The 13,408-nt window shown below is 65.7% G+C and carries 12 protein-coding genes and 1 pseudogene; all 13 read right to left on the reverse strand.

All coding sequences use genetic code 11. The annotated features are described in order from the left end of the window. Window positions 1-5: 5 nt before the first annotated feature. The 13 genes and pseudogenes from SJY40_RS16415 to SJY40_RS16475 all read right to left on the reverse strand — a co-directional run bounded on the left by SJY40_RS16415 (window position 6) and on the right by SJY40_RS16475 (window position 13,241). Window positions 6-1,454, reverse strand: coding sequence for an ABC transporter ATP-binding protein (locus SJY40_RS16415; RefSeq protein WP_378949267.1), 1,449 nt, complete (start codon window positions 1,452-1,454; stop codon window positions 6-8). After that, window positions 1,451-2,254 (reverse strand): ABC transporter permease, encoded by an 804-nt coding sequence (locus SJY40_RS16420; protein WP_378949270.1) that lies wholly within the window; start codon window positions 2,252-2,254, stop codon window positions 1,451-1,453. Before SJY40_RS16420 ends, SJY40_RS16415 begins: the two co-directional genes overlap by 4 nt. Further along, window positions 2,251-3,180, reverse strand: coding sequence for an ABC transporter permease (locus tag SJY40_RS16425; RefSeq protein ID WP_378949273.1), 930 nt, complete (start codon window positions 3,178-3,180; stop codon window positions 2,251-2,253). Before SJY40_RS16425 ends, SJY40_RS16420 begins: the two co-directional genes overlap by 4 nt. Then, a complete protein-coding gene (locus tag SJY40_RS16430) occupies window positions 3,177-4,682 on the reverse strand; it encodes an ABC transporter substrate-binding protein (RefSeq protein WP_378949276.1) in 1,506 nt (501 codons plus the stop codon). The genes SJY40_RS16425 and SJY40_RS16430 overlap by 4 nt, the downstream gene beginning before the upstream one ends. A 323-nt stretch (window positions 4,683-5,005) precedes the next feature. Further along, window positions 5,006-5,950: an alpha-hydroxy acid oxidase gene (locus SJY40_RS16435; RefSeq protein WP_378949279.1), complete on the reverse strand. Its 945-nt coding sequence runs from the start codon at window positions 5,948-5,950 to the stop codon at window positions 5,006-5,008. 73 nt (window positions 5,951-6,023) lie between these two features. Next, window positions 6,024-6,179 (reverse strand): annotated as a pseudogene (locus SJY40_RS16440) (hypothetical protein); the annotation flags it as partial. Next, window positions 6,143-7,519, reverse strand: coding sequence for an FGGY-family carbohydrate kinase (locus SJY40_RS16445; RefSeq protein WP_378949282.1), 1,377 nt, complete (start codon window positions 7,517-7,519; stop codon window positions 6,143-6,145). The gene SJY40_RS16445 and the pseudogene SJY40_RS16440, both read right to left, overlap by 37 nt. Next, window positions 7,516-7,830 (reverse strand): L-rhamnose mutarotase, encoded by a 315-nt coding sequence (locus tag SJY40_RS16450; protein ID WP_378949285.1) that lies wholly within the window; start codon window positions 7,828-7,830, stop codon window positions 7,516-7,518. The genes SJY40_RS16445 and SJY40_RS16450 overlap by 4 nt, the downstream gene beginning before the upstream one ends. Further along, window positions 7,830-8,825, reverse strand: a complete 996-nt coding sequence (locus SJY40_RS16455) for an ABC transporter permease (RefSeq protein ID WP_378949288.1) — start codon at window positions 8,823-8,825, stop codon at window positions 7,830-7,832. Before SJY40_RS16455 ends, SJY40_RS16450 begins: the two co-directional genes overlap by 1 nt. After that, the gene (locus SJY40_RS16460) at window positions 8,822-9,799 is read right to left on the reverse strand and encodes an ABC transporter permease (protein ID WP_378949291.1); all 978 of its coding nucleotides are present in this window, start codon (window positions 9,797-9,799) and stop codon (window positions 8,822-8,824) included. The genes SJY40_RS16455 and SJY40_RS16460 overlap by 4 nt, the downstream gene beginning before the upstream one ends. Continuing rightward, window positions 9,796-11,334 (reverse strand): sugar ABC transporter ATP-binding protein, encoded by a 1,539-nt coding sequence (locus SJY40_RS16465; protein WP_378949294.1) that lies wholly within the window; start codon window positions 11,332-11,334, stop codon window positions 9,796-9,798. Before SJY40_RS16465 ends, SJY40_RS16460 begins: the two co-directional genes overlap by 4 nt. Window positions 11,335-11,407: 73 nt before the next feature. Continuing rightward, entirely contained in the window at window positions 11,408-12,376 is a 969-nt protein-coding gene (rhaS, locus tag SJY40_RS16470; RefSeq protein ID WP_378949616.1) for a rhamnose ABC transporter substrate-binding protein, read from the reverse strand. A gap of 61 nt (window positions 12,377-12,437) precedes the next feature. Further along, window positions 12,438-13,241, reverse strand: a complete 804-nt coding sequence (locus SJY40_RS16475; RefSeq protein ID WP_378949296.1) for a DeoR/GlpR family DNA-binding transcription regulator — start codon at window positions 13,239-13,241, stop codon at window positions 12,438-12,440. Window positions 13,242-13,408: the final 167 nt, after the last annotated feature.

A 13,408-nucleotide genomic window follows, 5' to 3' on the forward strand; every position in this document is an offset into this window, starting at 1 on the left:
GACGCTCACGCAGGCTGCAGGGCATCCTTTGATATCGGATCTGGCACAGCCACCACATCCGGCCCGGATGCCGCCAGTGAAACAACGCGATCCGCAGTGCGGTTGACCAATGCCGTGTCGTGGCTGACCAGCATCATGGCGCAGCCTTCCGCCCCCAAGGTCTGCGTCAGGATTCCAATGACATCGGCCTGCGTGATCGGATCAAGGCGCGAGGTCGGCTCGTCGGCAAAGACGAAGGCCGGGCGGGTCAGCAGGATGCGCAGGATGGACAGGCGCTGCAGTTCGCCACCCGAGACCGCGCCGGGTCGCCGGTTCAGCAACAGGTCCGGCAGGCCAAACCGCTCCATTAGGTCGCCGATGCGGGCAGGGGGCTGGGCGTGCAGGCCTGCGACATCGGCCAACGTGCGGCGCAAGGTCTGTCGCGCGGGAAAGGCGCTGACGGGGTCCTGATAGAGCTTCTGGAAGGCTGTCGCGCGACCCGTCCCACGCGACACCCGCCCGGATTTCTGCGCATGCAGCCCCAGGATCACGTCGCCCAAAGTGCTCTTGCCGCAGCCCGAGGGGCCGGTGACGCCCAGCACCTCGCCCTCGCGGATCGCGAAGCCGAGGTTTTCGAACAGCATGCGGTCGCCCCGCGCCGCGCTCAGCCCTTCGGCCCGGACGATTTCCGCGCCGGGAACCGCCGGTTCGCGCCGCGGCCAGCTTTCGGGATCGGCGGCGATCAGGCGGGCGGTGTAATCGGCGCGGGGGGCGGTCAGCACGTCGCGGGTGGCTCCGGTTTCCACAAGGCTGCCCTTGCGGATCACCATGATCTGCCCGCCCAACCGGCGGGCAAGCGCGAGGTCGTGCGTGATGACGATCAGCCCGCCGCCACGCGCCATCTCGGTCATCAGCAGGTCGGCCACGTCGTCGCGCATGGCAGAATCCAGCCCCTTCGTCGGTTCGTCCGCGATGACGATCCCGGCGCCACCCGCGCGGGCGGCGGCGACGGCGACGCGCTGTGCCATGCCGCCCGACAGCTGATGGGGCAGCTTGTCGGCGGCGTCCTGCAGCCCCAAGGCCGCCAGATCGGCTTCGGCGCGCTGCCGGGCCTGCGCCCGCGGCAGGCCGCGCACCAGCCGATGTGTCTGGGCCACTTGCGTGCGTGCCCGCATCAGGGGGTCCAGCGACAGCCACGGCTCCTGCGGAAGGACGGCGATCTGGCGGCCCCAGAGGCTGCGGAAGCGGTCAGGCCGGGCCGCATCGAAGGTCTGTCCGGCCACCCTGATCCGGCCCGTGGCGGTCAGATCATCGGGCAGGGTGCCCATCAAGGCCTGCGCGAACAGGCTTTTTCCCGACCCGGTTTCGCCCAGGATGACCAGCGGCTGTCCGGCGTGCAGGTCGATGGAAAGCGGGTCCACCATGGTCGTTCCGCCGTGGCGGACGCTGATTTCAGTTGCACTCAGCAGGGTCATGCGCGGCGGCCTCCGGCCAGAAGGGTCAGGCCCAGAAGCAGGGCAAAGGTGGCGATGACGGGGGCCAGCAGGGCGTGCGGGGCCTCTTGCCAGTAAGGCATGGTCTCGACCATCATCAGCCCCAGCTCGGGGGTTGGCGCCCGCATGCCGACGCTGACGAAGCCGAGGGCCGCGATGGCCATGATGGCGGTGGCGACGCCGAAGGCGCCCGCCGTCAGCATCATCGGGGCGATCTCGGGCCACAGATGGCGGCGGAAGATATAGCCCGGCCCGAAGCCCAGCAGCCGCGTGGCCTGCACCGCGGGCGATGCCAGCGTGTCGCGGACCGCCGCGCGGGTCAGGCGAAAGAACTCGACCCACAGGACCAGCGTCAGCCCGATCCAGAAGCCGATGGCGGTCGAGGGCATGACCGCAAGCACGATCAGCACCAAGAGCAGCCCCGGCAGTGCCAGCAGCGCATCGGCCAGCGTCGTCAGGATGCGGTCCACCCAACCCTTGCGGGCGGCGGCCAGTGTGCCCAGCAGCAGGCCCAGGGTCCCCGCCGTCACGACGGCTGCAAGGGCGATGGCGGGCGACAGACGCAGCGCAAAGGCCAGCCGGTGAAAGATCGAGCGGCCAAGGTGGTCGTATCCCAATGGCGCCCCCGCCTCGGGGCCGGACAGCGCCTTCAGCAGCGATTGCGCATAGGGGTCGCCGGGCACGATCATCGGGCCAAGGATGGCGAAGGCCAGCGTGCCACCGACCAGCGCGGCGGCGATCAGGCGGGCGGGTGCGGGTGTGTTGATGGTTGCAAGCCTCATGCCGTTCCCCTTGGATCCAGTTTGGCGACCAGTCCGTCGATGCCAGCATTCACCAGCACGAACCCCAGTCCAAGCGCCAGCGCGGTTCCCTGAACCATCGGCACGTCGCGGGCAAAGATCGCATGGACCAGCGCATGACCGATCCCCGGCCAGCCAAAGACGGATTCGACGATCACGACGCCCTCGACCAGCGTAACGAACTGCAGGCCAAGATAGGTGACCAGCGGCACCGCGACATTGCGCAGCCCGTGCCGCAGCAGCACCTGCCTGCGCGACAGACCCTTCCATTGCGCGAAATCGTAAAAGGGCATCGCGGCGACCCGGGCCATCGCGTCGCGGGCGATCCGGGCGTTCACCGCCGCCAGACCAAGCGCCAACGTGACGGCAGGCAGCACGAAATGGCGCGCCTCGCCATGACCGGCGGCGGGCAGAACGCCCATCCCGACGGCCAGCACAAGGATCAGCACGAGCGCCAGCAGGAACTGCGGCACCGCGCGCAGCCCGGTCGAGAGGACAAGCAGCACCCGATCAAGGACGCCACCCGGACGCAGGCCCGCCATGATCCCAAGCGGAGGCCCGATCAGCAGCGACAGCGCCAGCGCGATCACCGCCAGTTGCAGCGATGCGCCCAGTTGGTGCGCGACCTCAGCCACGACGGGGTTGCCGGACACCAGAGAATTGCCGAAATCCAGCCGCGCCAGATCACCCAGCCAGCGCAGCAGGGCGGGCAGAGCGGGGCCGTCCAGGGCCAGCTCTTGCCGCACGGCCTCGGCGGCTTCGGCGTTGACCTTGTCGTATCCATAGCGATGGGAGGCGATCCGCCAGGCCATGTCGCCGGGCAGGGATCGCATCATGGCGAAGGTCGCGGTCCCGATCAGAACGGCCACCATCAGCGCCTGCACAAGGCGCAGGGCAAGCGGTCTCATTCCGACCTCTGCAGGTCTTGCAGGCCGAAGCTGCGCTCGAAGGGATCGACGGTCACGCCCCGCAGGTCCGAAGCGGCGGCAAGCGTCTGCTGATACCACGCGATGGGGATGACCGGCAGATCGGACTGCAGGATGCGCACGGCTTCGGCGCGGTCGGCATCCGTGCCACCATCCCGCGCAATGCCCTTGACCAGATCGACGAAGGCAGGGTTTTCCCAATTCATCGCCCCCCAGTCACCCGTCGGTGCGTAATCGGAAATGACCGTCCCGATCGGGTCCGGGATCAGCGAGAAGTTCCGCGCGATCAGCCCCAGATCAAGCGAGCCGTCCTGATGCCCCGCCGGAATTTCCGAGGAATTGGTCGCGTTGATCGTCAGCTCGACCCCGATCTGGCGGAACTGCTGTTCCAGCACCGCGGCGATCAAGGGAAGCTCGGGGCGGTCGGGATAGGTGGTCAGGGTCAGGGCGAAGCGTTCACCGTCGCGCGTCAGGATGCCATCGTCGCCCTTGACCCAGCCAAGCCCCGCCAGAAGCTGCGCTGCCGCCGCAGGATCATAGGCAAGCGGTTCGATGTCGTCGTTGTGCCAGCCCGCGACCGAGGGCGGGAACAACTGGTCCGCCCCTTCGGGATAGCGCAGCACCGCTTGGGCGATCCCCTGGCGGTCGATGGCCAGACTGAGCGCCCGACGCGCCTCGGGCTGCGACAGCGCCGGATGGCCCGCGTTCACCTTCAACAGCAGCGTGCGGGGGATGGCGACCGAATGGACCTTCACCGCATCCGACATGCCCAATCGCGCGACCGAGGCCGGGTCCAGACCAAAGACGACATCCGCATCGCCCGATTGCGCCATCAGCGCCCGCGTCTCGACCCGGCTGACGGCGTCATAGGCGACATCGGCGATGAACGGCTGCGCGCCCCAATAACCGTCGAAGGCCGTCGCATCCAACGACAGCGGCGGGGCGAAATCCGTCACGCGATAGGGCCCGGTGCCGATCACGTCGCGCGCCTGCCCGTCATCGCCATAGGCCGCAGGGGCCATGATCTGCGTCCCGAACTCGGCCAGATAGGCGGGCAGGGCGGCGCGGGGTTCGCGCAGCCGGATGACAACCGCCCCGTCCCCGGCGGCGATACCTTCGATGGGCAATGAGGCAAGCGAGCCGGGCTTGCCCATGGCGATGGTCAGCGCCTTCACGACCGCGTCTGCGTCCATTGGCGTGCCGTCGTGGAACACCACACCCTGGCGCAGGGTGAACCGCCACGTCAGATTGTCGTCCGACACCGCCCATTCGGTCGCAAGACCTGGGGTCAGCCGTCCTTGGGCATCGGCATTGACCAGCGTTTCGGTAATGCCCATCCGGGTGAAGACATAGCCGCTGGTCGAGGGTTCGGCGCCCTGTATCTCGAACTGGGCGGCAACGGTCAGGGGGGCCTCCGCCTGCGCGAATGCCTGCGTCGCCGTTAGAAAAATCGCGACCAGCGCGGAGGTTGTCGATCGTATCATGGTCCTGTCCCATCTTGCCAATGTCGCCCGGAGGCTTTGGCGATCAGGTATGATATATCATAACGTTCAGCAACCGTTTTTCGGGTTTTGGCGCGCTTGATGTCGTGCCCGCCGGTTGGTTCATGGGCTAAGGACGTTCTGACGGAACAGCGACGCGACCGGTCAATTAAAGACCCGAACCTAGCCCGATATCGATGACCGGCATGCCTTTCCCGGCCTGTTTCGGATCAACCGCCCGTCCGGCGCTTACGCAGCTTGGATGCCTTTGCAGGTTTCGGCGTCGTCGGGGCACGGTGACCAGAGGGTCAGGAATTCGAAGCCGCTTAGCGGAAGCGCAGCATCTGCGGCGTCAGTTCGGAAACGGTTTTCACACCCATCAGACGCATGTCGCGGGTGATCTCGGCGGTCAGCTGCGACAGCATCCGTTCGACCCCCGGCTGACCGGCCGCCGCCAGCGCATACAGATAGGCGCGTCCCAGACCAACGGCCTTGGCGCCAAGCGCAAGGGCCTTGAGGACATGGGTGCCCCGCTGGACGCCGCCGTCGATCATGATGTCCATCCGGTCGCCGACGGCCTGCACGATCTCGTCCAGCTGGTCGAAGGCCGTGCGCGATCCGTCCAGCTGGCGCCCCCCGTGGTTCGACAGCACGATCCCCGCGCAACCGATATCGGCTGCATGGCGGGCGTCCTCGGCGCTCATGATACCTTTCAGGCAGAAGGGACCGCCCCATTCGGTGACCATGCGGGCGACATCGTCCCAATTCATCGCGGGGTCCAGCATTTCGGTGAAATAGCGCCCTATGGTCAGCGCGTCGCCCTTCATGTCGATATGCGCATCCAGTTGCGGCAGGGAAAAGCGCTCGCGCAGCAGATAGTTCAGGCCCCATGCTGGCTTCAGCCCGAATTGCGCGATGCCTGCCGGTGTCAGACGGAAGGGGATCGAAAAGCCGCTGCGCAGGTCGCGTTCGCGATTGCCGCCGGTGATGCTGTCCACCGTCAGCATCATCACATTGATCCCGCTGTCCTTGGCCGCCTGCATCATCGCGGAATTCAGACCCCGGTCGCGGTGGAAATAGAACTGATAGACCTGCGGGGTGGAATGCCGGGCCGAGAGCTCGGCCATGGACACGGTCCCAAGCGAGGAGACCCCGAACATGGTCCCGAAACGCTCGGCGGCGGCAGCGGTGGCGCGTTCGCCCTGATGGTGGAACAGCCGCTGCAATGCGGTCGGCGACAGATAGACGGGCAGGTCGATTTTCTGGCCCATCACCGTGGTCGAACAGATCGACCTCGGACACGCCGCGCAGGACGTTGGGCACCAGATCGCAGCGCGCAAAGCTGTCGCTGTTGCGACGCAGGGTCAGTTCGTCATCGGCGCCTCCGTCGATGTAATCGAAGATGGGCCGGGGCAAGCGTCGCTGCGCAAGGCGCCGGAAATCATGGAAATTATGGCAGTTGTTCAATCGCATTCGAGGTCTTTCACATGCTGTGCCCATCGCGCCGCATAGGCGCGTATCGGTGCAGGGTCGGCACAGGTGACGGGCATGGTTCGGGGCAGGGGCGCATCAAGTCCCGACAGCATCGCCGCCCCGACGCTGGTCCCCGTGGCCGAGGCCGCGATGCGGACCCCGGGTCGCAGGGCGGCCAGCATGGCGGTGAAATCGGTGTTGCGGGCAAAGGGGCCCTCGACGATGACCGGCCCTTGGGCGCCGACCAGCGACAGGCAGGTATCGGTCATCAACGCCAGATACCACGACAGCGCCAGCATCCGCGCGCCATCAGTCGTGGGCTGGCGGGTCCAGGCGTGGTGGCGGGCCTGGAAGGGTCCGCTGTCATTCACGACCGCGGGCAGCAGGGCGAGGCCCGACAGAACCTCGGCGCGGTCGGCGGGGGTGGGGATGGCATCGCAGCCGTCGCGGATGATCTCGTATTCGCGGCCCCCCATGAAGCGGGCCGAGGGCACGGGCTGCCCAAGCGCGTTGACGTTCACCAAGGTGTCGCGGGCGGGGTCCAGGACCGGCGCATCGCCCCCAACCGCCATCGCGATCACCCAGGTCCCGGTCGAGACGACGGAAAACGGCGCCCGCTGCGACAGGATATGCGGATAGAGCGAGGCATTGCTGTCGTGGATCCCGCAGGTGACCGGAACCTGCGGCGACATGCCCGTCCGCGCGGCGATCTCGGCGCTGATGGTCCCCAGCACCGCATCCGCGCGACGGGCGGGTGCGATCTTGCGGGTCAGATCCAGCCGTTCGACCAGCGTGGAAAACGCGCCCCGCTGCGGGTCCCACAGATCGGTGTGACAGCCAAGCGAGGTCACATCTGTCGCCAGCTGCCCCGTCAGGCGAAAGCCCCAGAACTGCGGATAGGTCACGACATGCGCCACGCGATCCCGCAGCGTCGGGTCGCTTTCGAACTGCCAGAACAGCTGCGCCCCAAGGTTCAACCCAAGCGGCAGACGCGGGGAGCCGGTCTGTGCAAAGGGCGGGCGGATGGCGTCATAGGCCGCGGCCATGCCGTCCGGTCCGTCGTGTTCGTAATCCAGCATGGGCACGGCCAGCCGGCCATCGCGATCCAGCAGGACCGCACTGGCGCCATGGGTCGTGACCGCGATGGCGTCGATCCCGTATTCGGCCTGAAACGCGGTCAGGTGGTCAAGGAAGAATGCCCAATGCCCCTCCAGGTCAAAGCTGGGCCAGGGCGGGCCGGGTAGCACCCGGTTGGGGCGCGTGACGACCGCGATTTCGCGCAGCGTCAGGCCGTTGACCAGCGCCAGCTTGGCATTGGTCTTGCCGACATCGATCACCGCGACATGGCGGGAATGGGGATCGGTCATGGCATCATGAAGACGGTTTCGAGGTCGATCTGACGCGGGCGGTTGTCGGGGTGCGTCTGCATCAGGTCGGCCATGTGATCCCACCAGCGCCGCATCACCGGCGCGTCGGCCAAGGCAGCCATGCCGTGATCGGCCCTGCGCCACAGGACGCCGAACAGCGCATTGCTTTCGGGGTCGTGGTGGATCGAGTAATCCTGCACCCCGGCATCCCGCAGCAGCGCGACCAGTTCCGGCCAGATGGCGTCATGGCGACGGCGGTATTCGTCAAGGCAGTCCGGGTTCAGGACCATGCGAAAGGCGTATTTCTCCATCACCTGCTCCTCAGTCTGGACCACAGCCGCGGCAGGGCGATCACCCCGATCAGCAGCAGGCCGATGAAGATCGACATGACGATGCCCGGCACGTTCAGCAACCCCAGCCCGAAGGTCACCAGCCCCATTACGAAGGCCGCGATCACCACGCCGCCGATGGTGCCCGACCCGCCCAGGATATTCACGCCGCCAAGGACGACCATGGTGACGACCTCCAGCTCCATCCCGCTGGCGATGGACGACCGGGTTGACCCGAGCCGCGATGTCAGGCAGACCGCCGCCAGCCCCGACATCAGGCCGGTCAGCAAGAACAGGATCATCTTGACCCGCGCCACCCGGATGCCGGAAAACAGCGCCGCCGTGGGATTGTTGCCGACCGCAAAGACCGCGCGGCCAAAGTTCGTCCGGTGCAGGATGACGGCATAGACCACCGCAAGCAGCGCGAAGATCACGAACTCGACCGTGATCACCCAGAAGGCATAGCCCTGTCCGAAGACCGCGAAGCTGTCGGGATAGCCGCGGAAGGCACCGTCGCCCAGGATGATGAAGCTGATCCCGCGAAACAGGCTCATGGTGCCGATGGTCACGACGATGGATGGCAGGCCAAGGCGCGTCACCATCAGCCCGTTGAACCCGCCGCAGATCAGGCCGGTCGCAAGCCCCGTCACCACGATGACCGGCGTCCCGAAGCCCGCCTGCATCGCAAGCCCCATCGCCGTGGATGCCAGCGCGATGATGGCGGCGACCGACAGGTCGATCTCGCCCGCGATGATCAGCAGGGCCATGGCAAAGGCGATCATCGCCTTTTCTGTGAAGTTGAAGGTCGCGTCCGACAGGTTCCAGGGATCAAGGAAATAGGGCGAGGCGAAGCTGTTCAGGATGAAGATGCCAAGGGCCACCAGCAGCAGCAGGCTCTCCCAGCTTTTCAGCACGCGGCTGATGGGCGTGGACAGCTGGTCGGGGATCTTGCGGCCCGCGTTCGTGGTGATGCTCATGTCGCCTGCCCCGCCGATTTCAGGATGATCCGCCCGCGCGAACGGCCCGACCTTGAATTGAATGTCACGGCGATCAGGATCGCGGCGCCCGAAATCGCCAGTTGCCAGAAGGGCGAGATGTTGACCACCGGCAGCGCGTTCTTGATCACGCCAAGAAACAGCGCCCCCAGAATGGTGCCAAGGACCGTGCCGACGCCGCCCGCGATGGATACGCCGCCGATGACGCAAGCGGCCACGACGTCCAGCTCGAACCCGCCGGCAATATCGACATAGGCGACCGCATAGCGCGAGATCCATAGATAGCCCGCCAACCCCGCCAGCGTCCCCGAGATGACGAAGGCACGGAACTGCGCCCGCCCTACGTCGATGCCGGTATAGACGGCGGCATGGGGGTTGTTGCCGGTGGCATAAAAGCTGCGGCCCATGGGCGTGCGCGCCATGATCAGCGCCATGCCTGCCGTGACAAGGATCGCCAGCCATCCCAGCACCGGCAGCCCCAGCATCTGGGCGCGCGGAAAGCCGGTGAAGGCTGGCGACATCTCGTGGCTGTTCACCCATGCGCCATCCGACAACAGGAAGATGATGCCGCGATAGATGGTCATCGTCCCAAGGGTTACGACGATGGGCGGGATGGCCAGCTTCCAGACCAAAAGACCGTTCACCGCCCCCATCACCGCCCCGCAGGCCAGCGCGACGATCAGGATGACCGCGACGGGCAGACCGGGAAGGGCGACGTTCAGCATGGCGCAGATCATGCCGGTCAGCGCCAGATTGGCCGCCACCGACAGATCGATGCAGCGGGTCAGGATGACGACCATCTGGCCAAGCGCCAGGATCATCAGCGGCGAGGTGTCGTTGAAGACGGCCATCAGGTTCGCCGGGGCGACAAAGCCCGGGAAGCGCGTGGCGATCAGCGCCAGCAGCAGCAGGATGGCGCCCGTCAGGATCGCCTCGCGCGATTTCAGCATGCTCATGCGGCTTGCCCCCTTGCGCTGTCGGTGATGCCCGCCGCGTGGCGGACAAGGGTTTCGGGGGTCAGGTCGTCGCCCTGCAGCTGGGCGGCGATGCGGCCTTCGCGCATGACGATGACGCGGTCGGACATTCCCATGATCTCGGGGATCTCGGACGACACCATGATCACCGACAGCCCCTCGGCCGCCAGCTCGGACATGAAGTCGTGGACGGCGGCCTTGGACCCGATGTCGATGCCCTTGGTCGGCTCATCCAGGATGATGACCTTGGGACGCGTCGCCAGCCACTTGGCGATGACGACCTTCTGCTGGTTGCCGCCCGACAGCGCGCCGACGCGCGTATCAAGCGAGGCCGCGCGCAAATCCAGCCGTTCGACATACCGCCGCGCCAGCGCGAATTCCTGCGCCATCCGGGTAAAGCCCGACCGCGATGTCTGTCCCAGGGACGGCAACGTCACGTTCTGGAAGATCGGCATGTCCAGGATGGCCCCCTGCTTGCCGCGATCCTCGGGGACATAGACGATGCCTGCCGCGATCGCATCGGCGGGGGATCGGATCACCCTGATGGTCCCCTCGACCCGCGTGACGCCCTTGGTGGGCCTGGTGATGCCGATCAGGCTCTGCATGAATTCCGACCGGCCCGCGCCGACTAGGCCATAGAAGCCCAGGATCTCGCCCTTGCGGAGGGTGAAACCGATGTCGTCGAATTCGGTCGGATGGCAGTACCCCACGACCTTCAGCACCTCGTCGCCGATGACCGAAGCGCGCTTGGGATAGATCTGGTTGACCGAACGGCCCACCATCATCTGGACCAGCCTGCCTTCGTCCATCTCGGACATCAGGCCCTGCCCGACGAACTGCCCGTCGCGAAAGACGCACCAGCGGTCGGCGATGCGGAAGATTTCGTCGAACTTGTGGCTGATGAACAGGATCGCCTTGCCCTGCGCCTTGAGGGTCTCGACCAGAACGTAAAGCTCCTCGATCTCCTTCTGGCTCAGCGCAGCGGTGGGTTCATCCATGATCACCACGCGTGCATCGACCGACAGGGCACGCGCGATGGCCACCAGATGCCGCGATGCGATGCCGAGGTCCTTCAGCCGCGCACCGGCATCGATTTCGGCGCCGATGCCGTCCAGCAGGGCTTGGGCCTTTCGGCGCATCGCCTTGGTGTCGATCAGGCCGAAACGCCCGCGCGGGGCATGGCCCAGAAAGATGTTCTCGGCCACGGTCAGCTCGTCGAACAGCACGGTTTCCTGATGGATGGCGGTGACGCCCTGATCCGCCGCCGCCTGCGCGGAAGGGAAGCTGACCTCGGCCCCGTCCATCAGGATGCGCCCGCCGTCGGGCTGATAGATGCCGGTCAGGGTCTTGACCACGGTCGATTTGCCGGCCCCGTTTTCACCGACAAGGGCGGTGACCTGCCCCGCATGCAGGTCCAGATGCACGCCGTCCAGCGCCTTGACGCCGGGAAAAGTCTTGGTGATGGCATCAAGCGCCAGCAGGGGCTGCCCGGTCGCTGCCACAGAGCGTTCGTTCATCTGAACCTCGCTTACCGTCAGGGTGAATGGCTGGAAAAGGGCGGCGCCATGACGCGCCGCCTCGACGCAAGGATCAGAAGATGTCCTTGAATTCGTCGATGTTGCTTTCGTCATAGACGAAGGGGTCCGCCATCGCGGCCGAGTTCGTCTCGTCCAGCGTCACCGATCCCATGCGCCCGATCGGGATCTCGGCGCCGGGTTCGGCCTGGGCATCGCCCTTGGCCAGGTGATAGGCCATCATCGTGGCGGAATACCCCAGATCGATCGGGTTCCAGATCGCAAAGCTTTTCGAGGCCCCGCTTTCGATGGCCCCGGCCATTTCCGAAGGCAGGCCCAGACCGGTGACGTTCACCTGACCGACCTTGCCCGCATCCACCACCGCCTGCGCGGCAGCCACGATCCCGACCGAGGTCGGCGCGATGATCGCGTCCAGATCGGGGTGCGATTGCATCAGGCCCTGCGCCTCGCGATAGGACTTATCGGCCAGATCGTCGCCATAGACGGTGCCGACGACGTCGATCCCCGGATAGTCGCCCATCACCTTCATCATCTCCTCGATCCAGATGTTCTGGTTGGTCGAGGTGGTGGTGGCCGACAGCAGGCCGACCTGACCGCCGTCGGGCAGTTCATCGGCGGCCAGCTTGATGATCATATTGCCGATCAGCGGGTTCGACGAGGGGTTCAGATGCGCCATCCGCCCGTCTTCGGCCACGCCGCTGTCCCAGCTGATCACGGTGATGCCGCGCTGCATGGCCTTCTTCAGCGTGGGGACCAGCGCATCGGTGTCATTGGCGGAAATCGCGATGGCATCGACGCGTTGGGCGATCAGCGAATTGATCACCTCGATCTGGCCTTCCGCAGTTGTGTTGGTCGGGCCGGTATAGATGATCTCGACACCGCCCAGTTCCCCGGCGGCCTCCTCGGCACCCTTTGCGGCGGCCTCGAAGAAGCCGATGCCAAGCGCCTTGGCCACTACGGCGATCCGCATGTCTTCGGCGGCGGCGCCTTGCGCCATCAGTCCGGTTGCCATGGCAGCCGTCATCGTCAGTTGCAAGATACGGTTCATGGTGTCCTCCCTTTGAACCTCCCAGTTCGAAAGCCGGTCAGCCGGCTGTCGTGCTCTCCCTTGTCGGGGCGGATGTCGCCACGATCAGCTTCACGTCCGCGCTTTCCACCATCGCGGCGGCGCGGTCGCTGATCCCGTCGTCGGTGATCAGCACATTGATCCGGTCCAGCCCGCACAGCACCAGCGAGGACCGATTGTCGAATTTGGTCGAATTTACCAGCAGCACCAGCTCATCCGCCTGACCGATCAGCTTCTGCTCGGCCTGGATCAGCAGCGGATCGGCCTCCATCAGCCCAAGCGGGCCGACGCCCTGCGCGCCCATGAACATGCGCCGCGCATAGAAGTTGCGGGTCACATCGTTGTCGAAGGGCGACAGGATGATGTTCTGTTCGCGATAGATCGTGCCCCCCGAGAGGGTGATCGTATTGCGCGAATGCTTCAGCAGATGTTCCGCGATGGGAAAGGAATTGGTGAAGACCTGCAGGCGGCGCGATGCCAGCGGATGCACCATCTGAAAGGTCGTCGTCCCGCCGTTGATGATGATCGGGTCGCCGTCCTTGCACAGTTCGACGGCCGCACGGGCGATTGCGCGCTTCTGCTCGATCATGATCGTTTCGTTGATCGAGAAGGGCTTGCCTGCCAGCGCCGGAACATCGTTGGGGTTCAGCGCCTCGGCGCCCCCCCGGACGCGGCGCAGCTGTTTCATTGTGTCGAGCGCAGCGATATCGCGTCGGATCGTCGCCTCGGATGCGCCTGTCAGGGCACAGAGTTCCGCCACCATGACGACCGGCCGGTCCTCGATGGCTGACAGAATGATCCTCTGGCGTTCTTTCTCGTGCATTGCGCTCCTCATTTGGGAACATTGCGAAGATTTCCGCTCAGTGTCAATCATTTTAAATCAATAAATGACTATTACGCCTGTGTATGATCGCTAATGATTGAAAATGATTGACATGGGGCGGCATCGGCTTCAGTTTCGCGAAGAACTGTTCTTACAGAGCGCCCACC

The organism is Paracoccus sp. R86501, assembly GCF_042466435.1.
GTDB lineage: Bacteria > Pseudomonadota > Alphaproteobacteria > Rhodobacterales > Rhodobacteraceae > Paracoccus.

Coding starts and splice junctions, on each gene's coding strand:
- SJY40_RS16465 (WP_378949294.1), bottom strand. CDS start 11,334: ATGAACGAACGCTCTGTGGCAGCGACCGGGCAGCCCCTGCTGGCGCTT.
- SJY40_RS16460 (WP_378949291.1), bottom strand. CDS start 9,799: ATGAGCATGCTGAAATCGCGCGAGGCGATCCTGACGGGCGCCATCCTG.
- SJY40_RS16415 (WP_378949267.1), bottom strand. CDS start 1,454: ATGACCCTGCTGAGTGCAACTGAAATCAGCGTCCGCCACGGCGGAACG.
- SJY40_RS16450 (WP_378949285.1), bottom strand. CDS start 7,830: ATGGAGAAATACGCCTTTCGCATGGTCCTGAACCCGGACTGCCTTGAC.
- SJY40_RS16455 (WP_378949288.1), bottom strand. CDS start 8,825: ATGAGCATCACCACGAACGCGGGCCGCAAGATCCCCGACCAGCTGTCC.
- SJY40_RS16420 (WP_378949270.1), bottom strand. CDS start 2,254: ATGAGGCTTGCAACCATCAACACACCCGCACCCGCCCGCCTGATCGCC.
- SJY40_RS16475 (WP_378949296.1), bottom strand. CDS start 13,241: ATGCACGAGAAAGAACGCCAGAGGATCATTCTGTCAGCCATCGAGGAC.
- SJY40_RS16425 (WP_378949273.1), bottom strand. CDS start 3,180: ATGAGACCGCTTGCCCTGCGCCTTGTGCAGGCGCTGATGGTGGCCGTT.
- SJY40_RS16445 (WP_378949282.1), bottom strand. CDS start 7,519: ATGACCGATCCCCATTCCCGCCATGTCGCGGTGATCGATGTCGGCAAG.
- SJY40_RS16435 (WP_378949279.1), bottom strand. CDS start 5,950: ATGGGCCAGAAAATCGACCTGCCCGTCTATCTGTCGCCGACCGCATTG.
- rhaS (WP_378949616.1), bottom strand. CDS start 12,376: ATGACGGCTGCCATGGCAACCGGACTGATGGCGCAAGGCGCCGCCGCC.
- SJY40_RS16430 (WP_378949276.1), bottom strand. CDS start 4,682: ATGATACGATCGACAACCTCCGCGCTGGTCGCGATTTTTCTAACGGCG.